Annotated in this window: 14 protein-coding genes and 2 pseudogenes; 11 read left to right on the top strand and 5 right to left on the bottom strand. The window is 55.9% G+C overall.

The genetic code is table 11. The annotated features are described in order from the left end of the window. The first annotated feature begins 4 nt into the window (after window positions 1–4). Window positions 5–3,163, top strand: a complete 3,159-nt coding sequence (locus tag ACQE2I_RS13765; RefSeq protein ID WP_427028625.1) for a type I restriction endonuclease subunit R — start codon at window positions 5–7, stop codon at window positions 3,161–3,163. A 24-nt stretch (window positions 3,164–3,187) separates the two neighbouring features. Then, window positions 3,188–4,075 (top strand): GIY-YIG nuclease family protein, encoded by an 888-nt coding sequence (locus ACQE2I_RS13760; RefSeq protein ID WP_427028624.1) that lies wholly within the window; start codon window positions 3,188–3,190, stop codon window positions 4,073–4,075. Between the two features lie 26 nt (window positions 4,076–4,101). Here the strand turns inward: ACQE2I_RS13760 and ACQE2I_RS13755 are convergent, their stop codons facing one another. Continuing rightward, window positions 4,102–4,401: a type II toxin-antitoxin system RelE/ParE family toxin gene (locus tag ACQE2I_RS13755; protein ID WP_427028623.1), complete on the bottom strand. Its 300-nt coding sequence runs from the start codon at window positions 4,399–4,401 to the stop codon at window positions 4,102–4,104. After that, window positions 4,401–4,649, bottom strand: a complete 249-nt coding sequence (locus ACQE2I_RS13750; RefSeq protein WP_427028622.1) for a type II toxin-antitoxin system ParD family antitoxin — start codon at window positions 4,647–4,649, stop codon at window positions 4,401–4,403. Before ACQE2I_RS13750 ends, ACQE2I_RS13755 begins: the two co-directional genes overlap by 1 nt. A gap of 177 nt (window positions 4,650–4,826) precedes the next feature. Here ACQE2I_RS13750 and ACQE2I_RS13745 point away from each other — a divergent pair, with 177 nt between their 5' ends. Both ACQE2I_RS13745 and ACQE2I_RS13740 read left to right on the top strand, forming a co-directional pair. Next, entirely contained in the window at window positions 4,827–5,240 is a 414-nt protein-coding gene (locus tag ACQE2I_RS13745) for a Fic family protein (RefSeq protein WP_427028620.1), read from the top strand. Window positions 5,241–5,384: 144 nt separating this feature from the next. Beyond that, a complete protein-coding gene (locus tag ACQE2I_RS13740) occupies window positions 5,385–6,335 on the top strand; it encodes a DUF808 domain-containing protein (protein ID WP_427028619.1) in 951 nt (316 codons plus the stop codon). Window positions 6,336–6,594: 259 nt separating this feature from the next. Here the strand turns inward: ACQE2I_RS13740 and ACQE2I_RS13735 are convergent. The 3 genes and pseudogenes from ACQE2I_RS13735 to ACQE2I_RS13725 all read right to left on the bottom strand — a co-directional run bounded on the left by ACQE2I_RS13735 (window position 6,595) and on the right by ACQE2I_RS13725 (window position 8,742). Then, a pseudogene (locus tag ACQE2I_RS13735) lies at window positions 6,595–7,573 on the bottom strand (cytosine permease). A 27-nt stretch (window positions 7,574–7,600) separates the two neighbouring features. Next, a pseudogene (locus ACQE2I_RS13730) lies at window positions 7,601–7,750 on the bottom strand (NCS1 family transporter); the annotation flags it as partial. 227 nt (window positions 7,751–7,977) lie between these two features. After that, complete coding sequence (locus ACQE2I_RS13725; RefSeq protein WP_427028618.1) at window positions 7,978–8,742, bottom strand: aspartate/glutamate racemase family protein; 765 nt, start codon at window positions 8,740–8,742, stop codon at window positions 7,978–7,980. A gap of 308 nt (window positions 8,743–9,050) precedes the next feature. On the opposite strand from ACQE2I_RS13725, the gene puuE reads away from it, so the two are divergent. The 7 genes from puuE (at window position 9,051) to ACQE2I_RS13690 (ending at window position 15,596) form a co-directional block, all read left to right on the top strand. After that, the gene (gene puuE, locus ACQE2I_RS13720) at window positions 9,051–9,989 is read left to right on the top strand and encodes an allantoinase PuuE (RefSeq protein WP_427028617.1); all 939 of its coding nucleotides are present in this window, start codon (window positions 9,051–9,053) and stop codon (window positions 9,987–9,989) included. A gap of 11 nt (window positions 9,990–10,000) precedes the next feature. Next, a complete protein-coding gene (locus ACQE2I_RS13715; protein WP_427028616.1) occupies window positions 10,001–10,834 on the top strand; it encodes a bifunctional allantoicase/(S)-ureidoglycine aminohydrolase in 834 nt (277 codons plus the stop codon). A gap of 9 nt (window positions 10,835–10,843) precedes the next feature. After that, a complete protein-coding gene (locus ACQE2I_RS13710; RefSeq protein WP_427028615.1) occupies window positions 10,844–11,329 on the top strand; it encodes an ureidoglycolate lyase in 486 nt (161 codons plus the stop codon). Window positions 11,330–11,499: 170 nt separating this feature from the next. Further along, a complete protein-coding gene (gene pyk / locus ACQE2I_RS13705) occupies window positions 11,500–12,975 on the top strand; it encodes a pyruvate kinase (RefSeq protein ID WP_427028614.1) in 1,476 nt (491 codons plus the stop codon). Then, complete coding sequence (gene modA, locus ACQE2I_RS13700; RefSeq protein ID WP_427028613.1) at window positions 12,962–13,747, top strand: molybdate ABC transporter substrate-binding protein; 786 nt, start codon at window positions 12,962–12,964, stop codon at window positions 13,745–13,747. The genes pyk and modA overlap by 14 nt, the downstream gene beginning before the upstream one ends. A 27-nt stretch (window positions 13,748–13,774) precedes the next feature. Then, a complete protein-coding gene (gene modB, locus ACQE2I_RS13695; protein WP_427028612.1) occupies window positions 13,775–14,443 on the top strand; it encodes a molybdate ABC transporter permease subunit in 669 nt (222 codons plus the stop codon). Then, window positions 14,406–15,596: an ABC transporter ATP-binding protein gene (locus tag ACQE2I_RS13690; protein ID WP_427028611.1), complete on the top strand. Its 1,191-nt coding sequence runs from the start codon at window positions 14,406–14,408 to the stop codon at window positions 15,594–15,596. The genes modB and ACQE2I_RS13690 overlap by 38 nt, the downstream gene beginning before the upstream one ends.

Below are 15,596 nucleotides of genomic sequence, written 5' to 3'. Positions count from 1 at the left end.
AGGTATGACGGAAGATCAGCTGGAACAACAATGCCTGCAATGGTTCGCCGAAGGCGGCTGGGAGATCGCCCACGGGCCAGACCTGGCACCGGATGGCCCGGCACCGGAACGGGCCGATTACCGCCAGGTGTTGTTGCTGGCGGATCTTGAGGCCGCCATTCACCGCATCAACCCTCACCTGCCCCAGAGCGCCGTTGAGCAAGCTGTGGCCGTTGTCCGCAAACCGGAAAGCCTGGATGTGGTGATCAGCAACCGGGCCTTTCACCGCCTGCTGCTGGACGGTGTGCCGGTGGAGTACAAGCGCGACGACAAGGTAGTTCACGACCAGGCCTTTCTGGTGGACTTCGGCGACCTGACCGCCAACCGCTTCCGGGCTATCAACCAGTTCACCCTTGAAGGCTCCAAGCAACTGCGCCGACCGGACGTAATCTGCTTTATCAACGGCCTGCCGCTTGCCGTGCTGGAGCTGAAAAGCCCGGGCGCAGAGAACGTGAACATCTGGGATGCCTACAACCAGATCCAGACCTACAAAGACGAATGCTCCGATCTGTTTGCCTACAACGAAGCGGCGATTATCAGCGACGGCTACTTGGCCCGGGTTGGCTCCCTCACCGCCAGCCAGGAACGCTACATGCCCTGGCGCACCATCAAGCATGAGGACGACAAGCCCCTGCTGGAATGGCAGCTGGAAACCATGGTGCGGGGCTTCTTCGACCGGGAGCTGTTCCTGGATTACATCCGCTACTTCGTGATCTTTGAGACGGATTCCGACAAACTGATCAAAAAGATTGCCGGCTACCACCAGTTCCATGCAGTGCGTGAAGCAGTGAAGGCCACAGTGATCGCCGCACAGGATACAAGCCAGCATGGCATTGGCGAGAAGCGCGCCACCTACGGCGACGAGGTTCAACCCGGCAGCAAGAAAGCCGGCGTGGTTTGGCATACCCAGGGCTCCGGCAAGAGCATTTCCATGTGCTGTTACGCCGGCAAGCTGCTGCAACAGCCGGAGATGAACAACCCCACGTTGATTGTCGTCACCGACCGCAACGATCTGGACGGCCAACTATTCGCCACCTTCAGCGCGGCCCGGGAATTGTTGAAGCAAGAGCCCGTGCAGGCCGATGACCGAGATACACTGCGCCGCCTGCTATCCGAGCGTGAATCCGGCGGTATTATCTTCACCACGGTTCAGAAATTCGCCCTGCTGAATGACGAGTCCGGCCACCCGATTCTGAATGACCGCCACAACATCGTGGTGATCTCGGACGAAGCCCACCGCAGCCAGTACGGCCTGAAAGCCACCCTCAAGAAGGACGGCACCTACAAGTTCGGCTACGCCCGCCACATGCGCGATGCCCTGCCCAATGCCTCGTTCATCGGCTTTACCGGCACGCCCATTGAAAGCGAAGACAAAGACACCCGGGCCGTGTTCGGCGATTACGTCTCCATCTACGACATTCAAGATGCCGTCGACGATGGAGCGACGGTGCCCATCTTCTATGAGTCACGTCTGGCCAAGCTGGACATCAACCGCGAACAGATCGAGGAGCTGTCCGATCAGGTGGAGGAAGTGGTTGAAGACGACGAAGACGTTGGTAGCCGCGAAAAGACTAAGGGCGAATGGAGTCGGCTGGAGAAGCTGGTCGGTGCTGGCCCGCGCCTGAAGCAGGTGGCGGAAGATCTGGTAAGCCACTTTGAAACCCGCTCTAGCACCATCGATGGCAAGGCCATGATTGTGGCCATGAGCCGGGAGATTGCGGTTCACCTGTATAACGAGATTGTCGCCCTGCGCCCGGAATGGCACGACGATGATCCCGAGAAAGGTGCCATCAAGGTTGTGATGACCGGCTCCGCCTCTGACCGCGCCTTGCTGCAACCGCACATCCACAACAAGCAGACCAAGAAACGGTTCGAGAAGCGCTTCAAGGACATCAACGACCCGCTCAGGCTGGTGATCGTGCGGGATATGTGGCTGACCGGCTTCGATGCGCCCTGCTGTCACACCATGTATGTGGACAAGCCCATGAAGGGCCACAACCTGATGCAGGCCATTGCCCGGGTAAACCGCGTGTTCAAGGACAAGCCCGGCGGGCTGGTGGTGGATTACATCGGCATTGCCAACGAGCTCAAGCAGGCCCTGAAAACCTACACCGACGCCAAGGGCAAGGGCTCCCCCACCCATAGCGCCGAAGAAGCCTACGCCATCCTGCTGGAGAAGCTGGACATCATCCACGGCATGTTCGCGCCCGGCCCCAAAGGTAAAGGGTTCAGCTACAGCGGATTCGAGACCGAGCCTCACAAGCATTTGGTGCCCACCGCCAACTACGTGCTCAGCCTGGAAGACGGCAAGAAGCGTTTCCTGGATACCGTGCTGGCCATGAACAAGGCCTTCTCCCTGTGTGCCACCCTGGATGAAGCCCAGGCACTGCAGAAGGAGGTAGCGTTCCTGTCGCAGGTGAAGACCGCCATTACGAAGTTCACCAGCGTAGACAAGAAGCTGACCGAGGAAGAAAAGAATACCGCCCTGAAGCAGATTCTGGACAACGCGCTGGTCTCCGAAGGGGTAACCGATGTCTTCGCCCTGTGCGGGCTGGACAAGCCCAACATCGGCCTGCTCTCAGACGAGTTCCTGGAAGACGTGCGGCAGATGCCCTACAAGAACTTCGCCGTGGAACTGCTGGAGAAGCTGCTCAAGGACGACATCAAAGCCAAAACCCGCAACAACGTGGTCCAGGAGAAGAAGTACGCCGACCGCCTGCAGGAGACGCTGCGCAAGTACAACAACCGGGGCATCGAGACAGCCCAGGTGATCGAAGAGCTGATAGCCATGGCCAAGCAGTTCCAGGCTGAAATGGAGCGTGACGCCGCCCTCGGCCTGAACCCGGACGAAGTGGCCTTCTACGACGCCCTGGCCAGCAACGAAAGTGCGGTGCGGGAACTGGGCGACGAGATCCTGAAGAAGATCGCCGTGGAAATCACCGACAAGCTGCGCAAATCCACCACTGTGGACTGGCAGGTGCGGGAAAGTGTAAGGGCGAAGCTGAGGATTCTGGTGCGCCGCACATTACAACGCTACAAGTATCCGCCCGATCAAGCTCCTGAAGCTGTGGAGCTAATACTGCAGCAAGCAGAGGTTTTATCGAATCATTGGACCGCTAATTAACCCCTCCCTCAGTGTGGAATCAACATGACACCTACCCAAGCCCGCCCAACCTCCATTCGCATCTTTCTTGCTGATGGCACACCAGAAGGCCTGCGCGTGGTCGAGAAATCCAACTGGACGGGCAGGGCGGTGGTGGCTAATCGCTCCCAGCTTGAAAGAGCGCTGACAAGAAGCGAAATGGCCCAGCCGGGGGTGTATGTGCTCACCGGGCAAACAGAAGATGGCGCTGCCAAACTGTACGTAGGCGAAGCCGATGCGCTCGGAGATCGTATTAAGCAGCATGTGTCGGGTAAGGAGTTTTGGGCGCGGGTGGTTGCCTTCACTAGCACCAACGAAGGCTTGAACAAAGCCAATGTGCGTTATCTGGAGGCAGGTTTACTGGCCTTGGCGAAGACAGCTAATCAATGGGCGCTGGATAACGGTTCCTTCCCCGCGCCGCCTCCACTTTCTGAAGCTGACCGTGCCGATGCCGAGTGGTTTTTAGCCGAGATGCTGGTGATTTTTCCGCTATTGGGAATTGATGCATTTGAAGCAGCTAGCAGCCAAGCTGCTGGGTCATCTTCAGAGCAAGAAGAGCCGCCGCTTACGCTTTATCTCAACGAACGTGGGGCCGAAGGCACTGGTAGAGAAGTGGCGGATGGCTTTGTGGTGCTAAAAGGCTCCTTGGCTCGTGCTGAAGAGACAGTGTCTATCCACGACTACATGCGCGAGCAGCGCCAACTTTTGCAAGAGCGCGGTGTGCTCGCGCCGCTAGATGGAAAGCTGGTGTTTAGTCAGGATTTCCGCTTTTCATCTCCCTCAGCAGCGGCAGGCGTATTGGTGGGCGGTAGCGCCAACGGTCGGCTCGCCTGGAAGGATGCTAATGGCAAAACGCTGAAGGCTATTCAGGATGTACGCTTGGCAAACATTTAAGTAGGCAGTCGTTAAACTACTTTGGCTCATTCAGGCAGAAAATAAGAAACGATATCCATCTCTTTGTGAGGAATGCCAATGATTTCAATATATTCCTGGCCGATTAGATAAAAGATAACGTGCTGGCCCTGAGGGTAGCTGTAATAACCCTCGCTAACATCCGAGCGGTGCTTTCCCAGCTTGGGGTTTTCTGCGAGCCAGTGAAACCGTTTTTCAAAATCCCTCAGGTACTCATTTCGTTGGTTTTTACCCCATTGCCACTCCGTATAGCGGCCGATATTTTTTAAATCGTCTCTTGCCTTTGGCGTGATACGGAAGCTGAGCATTACGTTTCGCTATCCAAGTCGTTGATTAATGCATCCATTGAGAAATCGTCCACGAATTCACCGGCACTAGCTTGCTTGGCACCTTGGGCTAGATGCGTACGTAGCACCTCAAGTTTGCTTTTGCGTTCCTCCATGGCACGTAAAGCATCACGCACAACCTCACTTGCGGAGCCGTAGCGTCCGCTAGAGACTTCGTTTCTGATAAAGACTTCCCAGTGCTCCCCTAAGCTAAGACTGGTTGTAGCCATGATTTGCTTCCTATATTCAAAAGTAACAAATATGAATATAGGAATGTTTGACAAGAAAGACAAGACTCACAAGCTCTCTGACTAGCCTATGAGCCGAATATAAACCTTAATCGGCTCATAATTTGATCTGAATAGGCGGGTCAATCTGTCCGCTTCTATTCCTTGAGCGCGGCCATCATGGCGCGCCGCCACGCTTACTATGATTACCTCGAAAGCGCTCAGAAAGGCAGCCTAGATATTACGCCGTGGTTGTTGTGGTTCCTGGAAACGCTGAAAGAGGCGCTTGAGCAGGCGCTGTTAAGAATCGACCGTGTGTTAATGAAAACCACCTTCTGGCAGCGCCATGCCACTACCGTGCTAAATGAACGGCAAATCAAAGTGCTGAACCGCTTATTGGATACCGCAGGGGAGGAGTTTGCGCAGGGCATCAGTGCTGGTAAGTACCAATCGTTGGCCAAAGTGAGTAAAGCCACCGCCCCGCGGGATTTGGCAGAGCTACTGGAAAAAGGCTGCCTTTCCAAGCTACCCGGCGGTGGGCGCAGCACACGCTATACGGTGTTACTTGGGCAAGCTCATGGAGGCACGCAGTAAGTGGTGGGCTTGGTCAGTGAGGCCATATCGCTTGCATTGAAAATCGACCTATCAAGTGAATGCCTTTGCCTCAAAGCACTTTGAAGGTAACTCACCCGCTGTATGCTTTACTATCAGCAACTGTTATTCACGGAGGAAACATCCATGGCCATAGGCGGCTTGATAGGATTGCTGGATGATATTGCCGCCCTGGCAAAGTTGTCCGCCGCATCTCTGGACGATGTGAGCGCCGCCGCTGGGCGTGCGACGGCGAAGGCGGCCGGGGTCGTGGTGGATGATACGGCGGTAACGCCGCAATATTTGCAGGGGGTGGCAGCGGAGCGTGAACTGGCGATTGTGCAGAAGATCGCGCTGGGTTCGATCCGTAACAAGCTTATTTTTATCCTACCGGCAGCACTGTTGCTGAATCACTTTTTGCCCGCGCTATTGCCGATCATCCTGATGGTGGGCGGCACCTACCTGGCCTTTGAGGGCGCGGAGAAGGTCTGGCATAAACTATCCGGTCAGCATGACGACGAAAAACCAGCGGTAGAGAAGGGGCCGGAAGCCGAGAAAAAGATCGTGAGTGGTGCCGTTCGCACCGACCTGATTCTGTCTGCTGAAATCATGGTGATCGCGCTTTCTACTGTTTCCCATCAAGGGTTCTGGTCACAGCTGGCGAGCCTGGTGGTGGTCGCATTTGTCATCACTATCCTGGTGTATGGCGTGGTGGCGATGTTGGTCAGGATGGATGATATCGGCCTAAAGCTCGCCCAGCGGGAGAGTCCGGGAATGCAGAAACTGGGCCGTGGGCTGGTAACGGCCATGCCCAAGGTGCTAGCGACCATCGCAGTGGTGGGTACCATCGCCATGCTCTGGGTGGGAGGACATATCCTGATGGTCAATCTAGGTGCCGATGGAACGGGTTGGCTCAACGCGCCCTATGAGTGGGTACACCACATCGAGCATGGCATTAGCGAGGCAACCGGTGCCTTGGGCGGCACGCTGGGCTGGAGTTTCAATACGCTGTGTTCTGCGGTGATTGGCTTTGTGGTGGGCTCGGTGGTGGTGGGTGTGCTGCATCTACTTCCCGTTAAGAAGGCGCAAAATATCTGAAATCCTGCTCTCCATGCAGCATATTATGCGCTGTGACATCCATGTCGGCGGACAACATCAACGACGAAGACGCGCTGCCATGGGACTGGACGCTCAAAATGTCGGCACCTGAACGAGCGATCATGGAAGCCATGGACGAATCTCCACAAGCAAGGTGCGGCAGTGCCATATAACTTGCCGTACGTATCAGGCCTATGAGTCGGACATTAGCATGCGAGGATGAAACATGAATGATCACATCTCAAATCGCCTCAACTGCTCAGTCAATGTGGGCGCTGCGAAACTGATGCATCAAGCCGAAGTAGAACAGCCCGCCTAAGCCCGCACCGATCAGCCAGCCGTAGCCGCCTAAGCTTGAAAGCGCAGGTACTAGAACGGTGGAGAGTGAGAACAGCGCGGCTACGCCAAAGGCGATCAGGGCACGGATGTTCCAACCGTTTAGGTAGTAGTAGGCGCCGCCCGGCGCTGATGAGAACAGCTCCTGCATATTCAAATGCTGACGCTTAATCAGGTAGTAGTCGACCACGATAATGCCGTAGAACGGCGCGACAACTGCCCCCAACGCGTTCACAAAGCCGGGAACACCAATCTGGCTGATGACTGAAAGCCATAGCGCACCCACGAAAAACGCGATTACCGCGGTAATCAGGCCGCCCATCTTGAAGCTGATTTTGCTGGGAAAAAGGTTGGCCAAATCGTAGGCAGGAGGAATAAAGTTGGCGACCAGGTTGATACCCACCGTGGCGGCGAAGAAGGTGAGTGCGGCGATAATGGTCAGCGGCAGCGAATCGACCCGCTCAACGATATCGGCGGGGTTGGTTAAAGCCTCGCCAAATAGCACTAGCGTGCCCGCGATAATAATCAGCGCGATAAACGAAAAGAACGCCACGATAGCGCGCAACATTGCGGGCAGGTTGGCGCCGTGTACGCCCATGCTGGCGCGCACCATCACGGGAAACGGAATGCCGTATTTAACGCTGGGTTTACCGGTCAGGTTAACCAAAAACATCACGATCACGCCCGCCAGGATAATTGCGGCCATCACCGCCCAGCCGTTTAGGCCGTAGGTTAAAAACAGCGAGGCCGCCAGGGTACTGGATGTCGTTAGACCAGACGTTAAAAACTTCAAACGCGCCCCAGTTACGATCCTGGGGTTTCAGTGGTGCCAGATCCTCGTTATATAGCGTGGGATCGATGTGTTTGATATCTAGATCGCTAACCTCGTTGTTCTCATTCATCTTATGGCTCGCAGGCTGGCAAATGGGTTACTGGCTAAAGCGCTGGCAGGGAGCCCAGTACTTCATGAGCAGATAGTAGCTAACGCCTGCGGGTATCAGACTGGCGTACCAGGAGATCGCCGAGAAAGAGAGCGCTGCGACAATACCGATCGCGGTGGCGATAAACGCGGCTAGGCTCTCGGCCCCTAGTGCTTTCGATCCGGCATCGGATCGTTGTTCTGACGTAAGAGCTGAGGTTGAGCTCATGATGTCGTCCTCGCAAGATTATCGGTTTTATTGGCAGCTTGGGCATTTTGTATACCCAAGCGACGCTTGCGTTGCGGCGTGAGACTGGACACTATTGTTTATTAAGGTGCTGTTTCTTAAGTTATTGTTATTAAATACATTTTTAGTCGGGATTGTTTTTAAAGCATTGATGACTTAAGCGGTAGCGCAAGGTCAGAAAGCCCTGAAAACTTACCGGTGAATGTTTTCGGTCGTGGGTAGGCAAGATCACCGTGCTTGCTGGTATACAGCCCTAAACTAACCAGCGATTCGGCTAGTTTCAGCGCGGCGCTGACGCCTTCTACTACCGGCATACCCACTTCACGACTAATCTCTTGGGTTAAATTCGCCATACCGCCGCAGCCTAAAACGATGGCGCCAATGTCATCCTCATCCCGGGCGCGGCAGCACTCTTCAACAATGCGGATAAACGCTGCCTCAGGGTGGTGCTCAAGATCCAATACCGGAATTTCGGCGGCACGTATGCGGCGGCAGTGGTGGTTAAAGCCGTACTGCTGAAGTAAGTGCTCGGCGATAATGCCGGTGCGGCCCAGGGTAGTCACAATAGAAAAACGGGTGCTTACCAGTGTGGCTAAGTGAAACGCCGCTTCGGCAATGCCAATTACCGGTGCACGGGTGAGTTCGCGGGCAGCGAGCAAGCCCGGATCGCCGAAACAGGCCACCACGTAGGCGTCGATGCCACCTTCGCGCTCGCCTTTAAGCACCTCTTCGGCCACCCCTACCGCACTGATCACTTCGTCAAAATGGCTTTCAATTGAAACCGGGCCAGCGTCCGGCTGTGAAGCGCTCACCGTGGTGTCAGTGCCCGCCTGTTGCTGTGCTGCCTGGTGAATAGCAGCGGTCATGGAGGCCGTGGTGTTGGGGTTAATAATGCGTATATGCACGTTAAGAAATCCGTATGTGAACAATATAAATTTTCTTGTATACAAAAATAGGGCGGTTTCTAGCCTTACGCAAGTGCTTAAGCGTTGATACTCGTTAAAAGTGAACGCTTAAAAATTTGACCAATTGTTCAGGATTCAAGGGCTTAACGATGTTTTAACTGAGAAATGCTATAAGTGTCAGAGGATTAGCTGCTGGCCGCGTTGCGGTTCGTTATTAATCTCGCTATTTTGTATACAAATAATTTTCTGTGTCGCTGGGCTGTTCACTCACCAGTGGCGAGTTGGAGTAGGGATAAAAGGAGCTAGCTATGCCGTCATCCTCTAAGGGCCACTATCCCCGTGACTTAATCGGTTACGGGCGCAACCCGCCCCACGCCAACTGGCCCAACAAGGCCAAAATTGCCGTTCAGTTCGTGCTCAACTACGAAGAGGGCGGCGAGAACTGCGTGCTGCACGGCGACTCAGGCTCCGAGCAGTTTTTGTCGGAAATCATTGGTGCGCCGGCTTATCCCGACCGCCATCTGAGTATGGAGTCGATCTACGAATACGGCTCCCGCGCCGGGGTATGGCGCATTCTGCGTGAGTTTGAAAAGCGTGATTTGCCGCTCACGGTGTTTGGTGTAGCGATGGCGCTGGAGCGCAATCCGGATGTTGCCATGGCGTTTAAAGAGCTGGGCCATGAGATTGCTTGCCACGGCTACCGCTGGATTCACTATCAGGAAGTGCCCGAGCATATTGAGCGCGAGCATCTCCAGCAAGCCATGGAGATTTTTCAGCGCCTTTACGGCGAAAAACCTCACGGCTGGTATACCGGTCGCGACAGCCCCAATACCCGACGCTTAGTATTGGATGAGGGCGGCTTCCTTTACGATAGTGACTACTACGGCGACGACTTGCCTTTCTGGACCCAGGTGACCGATAGTCAGGGCAGTGATCACAATCACTTGATCGTGCCCTACACACTGGACAGCAACGATATGCGTTTTGCCGCGCCCCAGGGGTTTAACACCGCGGATCACTTCTTTACTTACCTCCGTGATGCCTTTGATGTGCTCTACGCGGAAGGGGAGGAGGTGCCGAAAATGCTCTCCATCGGTATGCATTGCCGTTTATTGGGTCGCCCTGGGCGTTTTCGTGCCCTGCAGCGTTTTTTGGATTATATCGAAACCCACGACCGCGTTTGGGTGGCCCGGCGGGTCGATATCGCCCGTCACTGGGCTGAGCATCACCCGGCGCCTACGCGATGAAAGGAAAAATAATGGCCACTGCTAACTACTACGCCCCCACTGGCGGGCACCCGCCGCAAACACAAATTACCGCTGACCGTGCGGTATTTACCGAAGCCTATGCGCTGATCCCTAAAGGCGTGATGCGCGATATTGTCACCAGCAATTTGCCGTTTTGGGAAGGCACTCGGTTATGGGTGCTGGCGCGGCCGCTGTCGGGGTTTGCCGAAACGTTCTCCCAGTACATTATGGAAGTGCAGCCTCAGGGCGGTAGCGATAAACCCGAGCCAGATTCCCAGGCTGAAGGCGTACTGTTTATTGTAGAGGGTGAGTTAACGCTCACCCTCGCTGGTGAGCACCACACCCTGCAGCCCGGCGGCTATGCGTTTATTCCCCCCGGCAGCAACTGGCAGGTGCGCAACGAATCTAACGTCCCGGTACGTTTTCACTGGGTGCGCAAGGCGTATGAATTTGTCGAAGGGCTTGAGGTACCACCAGCGTTTGTCACCAACGAGCAGGACATAGCGCCTATCGAAATGCCCGGCACCGAAGGGCGCTGGGCCACCACGCGCTTTGTCGACCCTGCGGACGTTCGCCACGATATGCACGTTAATATCGTGACCTTTCAGCCTGGCGGCGTGATCCCTTTTGATGAAACCCATGTCATGGAGCACGGCTTGTATGTGCTTGAAGGCAAGGCCGTTTACCACTTAAATCAAAACTGGGTAGAAGTCGAAGCCGGGGACTTTATGTGGCTACGCGCCTTCTGCCCCCAAGCCTGCTACGCCGCTGGCCCAGGGCCATTCCGGTATTTGTTGTATAAAGACGTTAATCGCCATGCCTCTCTTAAACTGTCATCTCGCTAAGGAGCTGCAATGCTAGAGCTAAAAGCCGAGCCGTTAACAGCCGAGGCCTTTGCCCCGTTTGGCGATGTGATTGATGCGCGTACCTCTGAATCGTTTCCTATCAACGCTGGGCGCACCCAGCGCCATCACGACCTGGCGAAAGTAGAAACCCTGGGTGACAACCCCCGCACGCTGATTAATGTCTTCGTTAGCCAACCGGTCACGCTGCCACTGGAACTGGCGTTTCTAGAGCGACACCCTTATGGCAGTCAGGCATTTATGCCGCTGCATCAGGAGTGCTTTATTGTTGTGGTAGCGCCGCAAGGTGAGCATATTAACCCTGATGGCGTGCGTGCTTTTGTTACCGATGGCCGCCAAGGCGTGAATTATCATGCGGGCACCTGGCACGCGACTCAGTCAGTGCTGGAGCGTGAAGGCGAGTTTTTGGTGGTTGACCGGGGCGGCGATGGCAATAATTGCGATGAATTTCCCCTGGCAATTAGCGTGATGTTGTAATAATACGTACATTTCGTGATGCAGTGCTGTCATATAGAGGGCGTTAAACTGATAAGCTAGGGTGGATAAGTAACGTCGCTCTGCAACGTTGGTTTAAAGAGTCACTCCACGAAAGAGCCTCTACACGTTAAAAAGAGCCACTACACGTTAATTTGCAAGGTTGGAATAATATGAACGCACTACACTTCTCTTCGATCCGCCGTACCAAAATTGTCGCCACCCTTGGCCCCGCCAGCGACCGTGAAGGCGTTTTGGAAGCCATGCTCGCGGCGGGTGTGGATGTGGTGCGTCTCAACTTCTCCCACGGCACTGCCGATGATCACCGACGCCGTTTAACCGAAGTGCGTGAAATTGCCGCTAAACTAGGCCGCAGCGTGGCGGCACTGGGCGACCTGCAAGGCCCCAAAATCCGTATTGCGCGGTTTAGAGATGGCGCCGTAGTGCTCAAAGAGGGGCAGCCGTTTATTCTCGATATGGCGCTTGATGGCGACGCGGGCGATGTCCACCAAGTGGGTTGCGACTACAAAACCTTGTCGCAAGACGTGTCCGCCGGAGACCGCCTGCTGCTAGATGACGGGCGCTTAGTGTTGGATGTCGCCCGCGTTGAAGGCCAGCAGGTGCACACCACCGTGGTCGTGGGCGGTAGGCTCTCTAATCATAAAGGCATCAACAAGCAGGGCGGAGGGCTTTCCGCACCGGCATTGACCGAAAAAGATAAAGAAGACCTTAAAACCGCCGTTGAAATTGGCGTCGACTATTTGGCGATTTCTTTCCCCCGTCACGCGGAAGACATGTTGGAAGCGCGCCGCTTGCTGGGTGAGGCGGGCAAGGAAATTGGCTTGGTCGCTAAAGTCGAGCGCGCCGAAGCCGTCGCGGACGACGCTACCCTGGACGGCATTATCGAAGCCTCTGAGGCGGTAATGGTAGCGCGGGGCGATCTAGGTGTAGAAATTGGCGATGCCAAACTGGTCGGCGTTCAGAAGCGTATGATCAAACGCGCCCGCTCGTTAAACCGCGCGGTGATTACCGCCACGCAAATGATGGAAAGCATGATTTCAGCGCCGCTACCTACCCGTGCTGAAGTGTTTGACGTAGCCAACGCGGTACTGGATGGCAGCGACGCGGTCATGCTCTCGGCGGAAACAGCGGCGGGCGATTACCCGCTGGAAACCGTGGAAGCGATGTCGCGTGTTTGCCTGGGCGCTGAGCGTGAGAAAACCGCGCAGGAATCCGGTCACCGCATTCATGAAGGCTTTACCCGCCCGGATGAAACCATTGCGCTTTCGGCGATGTACGCCGCCAACCATATGACCGGTATTAGCGCGATTGCCTGTATGACTTCTTCTGGTTACACACCGCTGATTGCCTCGCGCATTCGTTCTGGCTTGCCGATTGTAGGCTTAGCGCATAATCCCATCGCCCAGCGCCGTATGGCGCTATATCGTGGCGTTGTCTCAGTGCCGTTTGATACCTCTGATATGACACCCACAGAGTTAAATGGTCAAGCGCTTAAGCTACTGGCGAAGATGGGCATCTCTAAGCCAGGCGACTATGTGATTCTTACCCGCGGTGACCATATGAATGCTCACGGCGGCACCAATACCATGAAGGTGATGGAAATTACCGGCGAGCATGCTAAAAGCTAAATTAGTGCATTGGTTACTGCTAGCCGTTTTGCTGCTAGCAGGTGCCCCCGCGATGGCGGGGGCGCCTATTGTGGCGGCAGCCTCGGACCTACAGTTTGCACTTAGTGAAGCCGCCGAGCAGTTTCAGCAGGAGACGGGTAACCCGCTGCGGCTAAACTTTGGCTCGTCGGGCAACTTTCGCCGCCAAATCGTCCAAGGCGCGCCCTTTGAGCTGTATCTCTCGGCGGACGAGCGCTACGTTCAGGCGCTGTATGAAGAGGGCCACACCAAAGACGAAGGCGTTATCTATGCCATTGGCCGTTTAGTGTGGCTGCAGCGCGCAGGCGGCGATGAGTTACCTGGCGAGGATGCGCCGCTTGCGGCGGTGCAAGCCGCACTGGAAGCTCACGCTAGCGGTACTTTTGAGCGAATTGCCCTGGCCAATCCTGAACACGCGCCTTACGGCGTCGCGGCACAACAGGCGCTTGAACATGCTGGGCTTTGGGAGCAAACCGAGCCGCTGCGGGTATTAGGCGAAAACGTCTCCCAGGCGGCGCAGTTTGCGCTTTCAGACGATGCTCGCGGCGGGTTAGTCGCTTACTCTTTGGCATTAGCCCCCGCGCTGAGCGAGCGAAGTGAGTACGTACTTATCCCTGAAGCATGGCATAGCCCGCTACGCCAGCGCATGGTGTTAACCAATCAGGCGGGAGAGGTCGCCAGTGCTTTCTATCAGTGGCTACAGCAAGACGAAGGGCAATCCATTCTGCGCCACTACGGCTTTAGCGCCGAATAATGGCTGGCTTGTAATGGACGGTTCGTAATGGATTGGTCGGCGCTATCAGTCTCATTACGCCTTGCTGGGTTTACCTGTTTACTGCTTATCCCCCTCGCTATCTGGCTGGGCCGCGCTCTGGCCTACGCGCGTTTTCGTGGCAAAGGGTTATGCGAGGCGTTGGTTGCGCTGCCGCTGGTATTGCCGCCAACCGTACTGGGCTTTTATCTACTGCTGAGTTTTGGCCGCGACGCGCCGCTAGGCTCTTTTTGGGCAAAAATGACCGGCAGCGGGCTGAATTTCACCTTTAGCGGGATTTTAATAGCCTCCCTTATCGCTAACCTGCCGTTTGCTGTTCAGCCGATTCAGCGCGCCTTTGAATACGTGCCCCATAACCTACGCGAAGCGGCCTGGTGCAGCGGGCTAAGCCCCTGGCAAACGTTGCTGCGCATAGAGCTGCCGTTGGTATGGCCAGGCATTATGTCGGCGGCGGCGCTCACCTTTGCCCATACGCTGGGTGAGTTTGGGGTGATCTTGATGGTCGGTGGCGCGATTGACGGCGAAACCCGCACCCTTGCCGTTGCTATCTATGACCGCGTTCAAGCCTTTGATGAGCGGGGCGCGGCGCAGATGTCGGCACTGCTATTGTTGGTATCCTTTGTTACCTTAGGACTCGTTTATGGGTTGGCTGGGCGCAGGCGGTGGGCACGTGGCTGATTCGCTTGTTGCTAGCCGGGATGCAGGGCAGTTTCCAGGGCTATGCGTGGCGGTCACTCAAACGGGGCCGATTCCACTGGACGCAGAGTTTGCTTGCCAGCCCGGTGAGTTGCTGGCGCTGGTAGGGCCTTCCGGCAGCGGAAAAACCACGCTGCTGCGCACGATTGCCGGGCTTTATCGCCCTCAAAATGGGCGGGTAGCGTGTGCTGACGACGTTTGGTTTGACGCCGAGCGTAAGCATTCACTCTCGCCGCAGAGTAGGCAGGTTGGCATGGTGTTCCAGGACTATGCGCTGTTTCCTCACCTAACGGCGTTGGAAAATATTCAGCTCCCTCTACGCCATTTACCGCAACCGCAACGTCGTGAGCAGGCCGAACAGTGGCTTGGCAAGGTGCGGCTGGAAGGGCTGGGCAAGCGCTACCCGAACGCGCTCTCCGGAGGCCAGCGACAGCGAGTGGCGCTGGCGCGTGCGTTGGCCCGTGACCCTAAGGTGCTACTGCTCGATGAGCCGTTTTCGGCGGTGGATCAAGTCACCCGGCGGCGCTTGCAGCGCGAGCTGGCACTGCTACGTCAGCAGATCGACATTCCGATTGTGCTGGTAACCCACGATCTGGAAGAAGCCACTGCGCTAGCCGATCAGATTTGTGTGCTGCATAACGGTGTTAGTCTTCAGCAGGACACCCCCGAAGCGCTGTTTAGTCGCCCTTCATCGCCGTTAGTCGCGCGCTTGTTAGACCGCCACAATTTGTTTGAGGGCATTGTTGTGGAGGAGGAAGGCGAGCGCCGCCTGCAGTGGGGTGAAAACTGCCTGGAAGTCACCGTGGGGCTCAACGACCTGCCATTGGGCGAAAGCGTTGCGTGGTATTTGCCGCCGTCAGATATTGTGCTTCACCGCCGCGACCGGCCTTCATACGGCGAGCGTGAGAATCCGCTGGCTGCCACGGTTGAGGAGTTAGTGGTGCTGGGGGGAATTACGTCAGTTTCACTGCGCGTCAATCATGGTGATATGTTACGTTTCGATATCGCCACCCATGCCGCCCGGCGCAATCAGTTAACCCGCGGCGCGGTGGTCAACGTTTCGCTACTGGCTGAAGGTATTCATATTTTGCCAGGCCACCAAGTTCGCGCAGATGCGCATGATAAAAGGAAGTGA

Origin of the sequence: Halomonas sp. H2 (assembly GCF_050215315.1) — a bacterium.
GTDB lineage: Bacteria > Pseudomonadota > Gammaproteobacteria > Pseudomonadales > Halomonadaceae > Vreelandella.
The sequence above is the reverse complement of the archived record's forward strand: the minus strand, read 5'-3'. Positions and strand labels throughout refer to the sequence as shown.

Coding starts and splice junctions, on each gene's coding strand:
- ACQE2I_RS13690 (WP_427028611.1), top strand. CDS start 14,406: ATGGGTTGGCTGGGCGCAGGCGGTGGGCACGTGGCTGATTCGCTTGTT.
- ACQE2I_RS13745 (WP_427028620.1), top strand. CDS start 4,827: ATGGCGCGCCGCCACGCTTACTATGATTACCTCGAAAGCGCTCAGAAA.
- pyk (WP_427028614.1), top strand. CDS start 11,500: ATGAACGCACTACACTTCTCTTCGATCCGCCGTACCAAAATTGTCGCC.
- ACQE2I_RS13710 (WP_427028615.1), top strand. CDS start 10,844: ATGCTAGAGCTAAAAGCCGAGCCGTTAACAGCCGAGGCCTTTGCCCCG.
- puuE (WP_427028617.1), top strand. CDS start 9,051: ATGCCGTCATCCTCTAAGGGCCACTATCCCCGTGACTTAATCGGTTAC.
- modB (WP_427028612.1), top strand. CDS start 13,775: ATGGATTGGTCGGCGCTATCAGTCTCATTACGCCTTGCTGGGTTTACC.
- ACQE2I_RS13765 (WP_427028625.1), top strand. CDS start 5: ATGACGGAAGATCAGCTGGAACAACAATGCCTGCAATGGTTCGCCGAA.
- ACQE2I_RS13760 (WP_427028624.1), top strand. CDS start 3,188: ATGACACCTACCCAAGCCCGCCCAACCTCCATTCGCATCTTTCTTGCT.
- ACQE2I_RS13755 (WP_427028623.1), bottom strand. CDS start 4,401: ATGCTCAGCTTCCGTATCACGCCAAAGGCAAGAGACGATTTAAAAAAT.
- ACQE2I_RS13750 (WP_427028622.1), bottom strand. CDS start 4,649: ATGGCTACAACCAGTCTTAGCTTAGGGGAGCACTGGGAAGTCTTTATC.
- ACQE2I_RS13740 (WP_427028619.1), top strand. CDS start 5,385: ATGGCCATAGGCGGCTTGATAGGATTGCTGGATGATATTGCCGCCCTG.
- ACQE2I_RS13715 (WP_427028616.1), top strand. CDS start 10,001: ATGGCCACTGCTAACTACTACGCCCCCACTGGCGGGCACCCGCCGCAA.
- modA (WP_427028613.1), top strand. CDS start 12,962: ATGCTAAAAGCTAAATTAGTGCATTGGTTACTGCTAGCCGTTTTGCTG.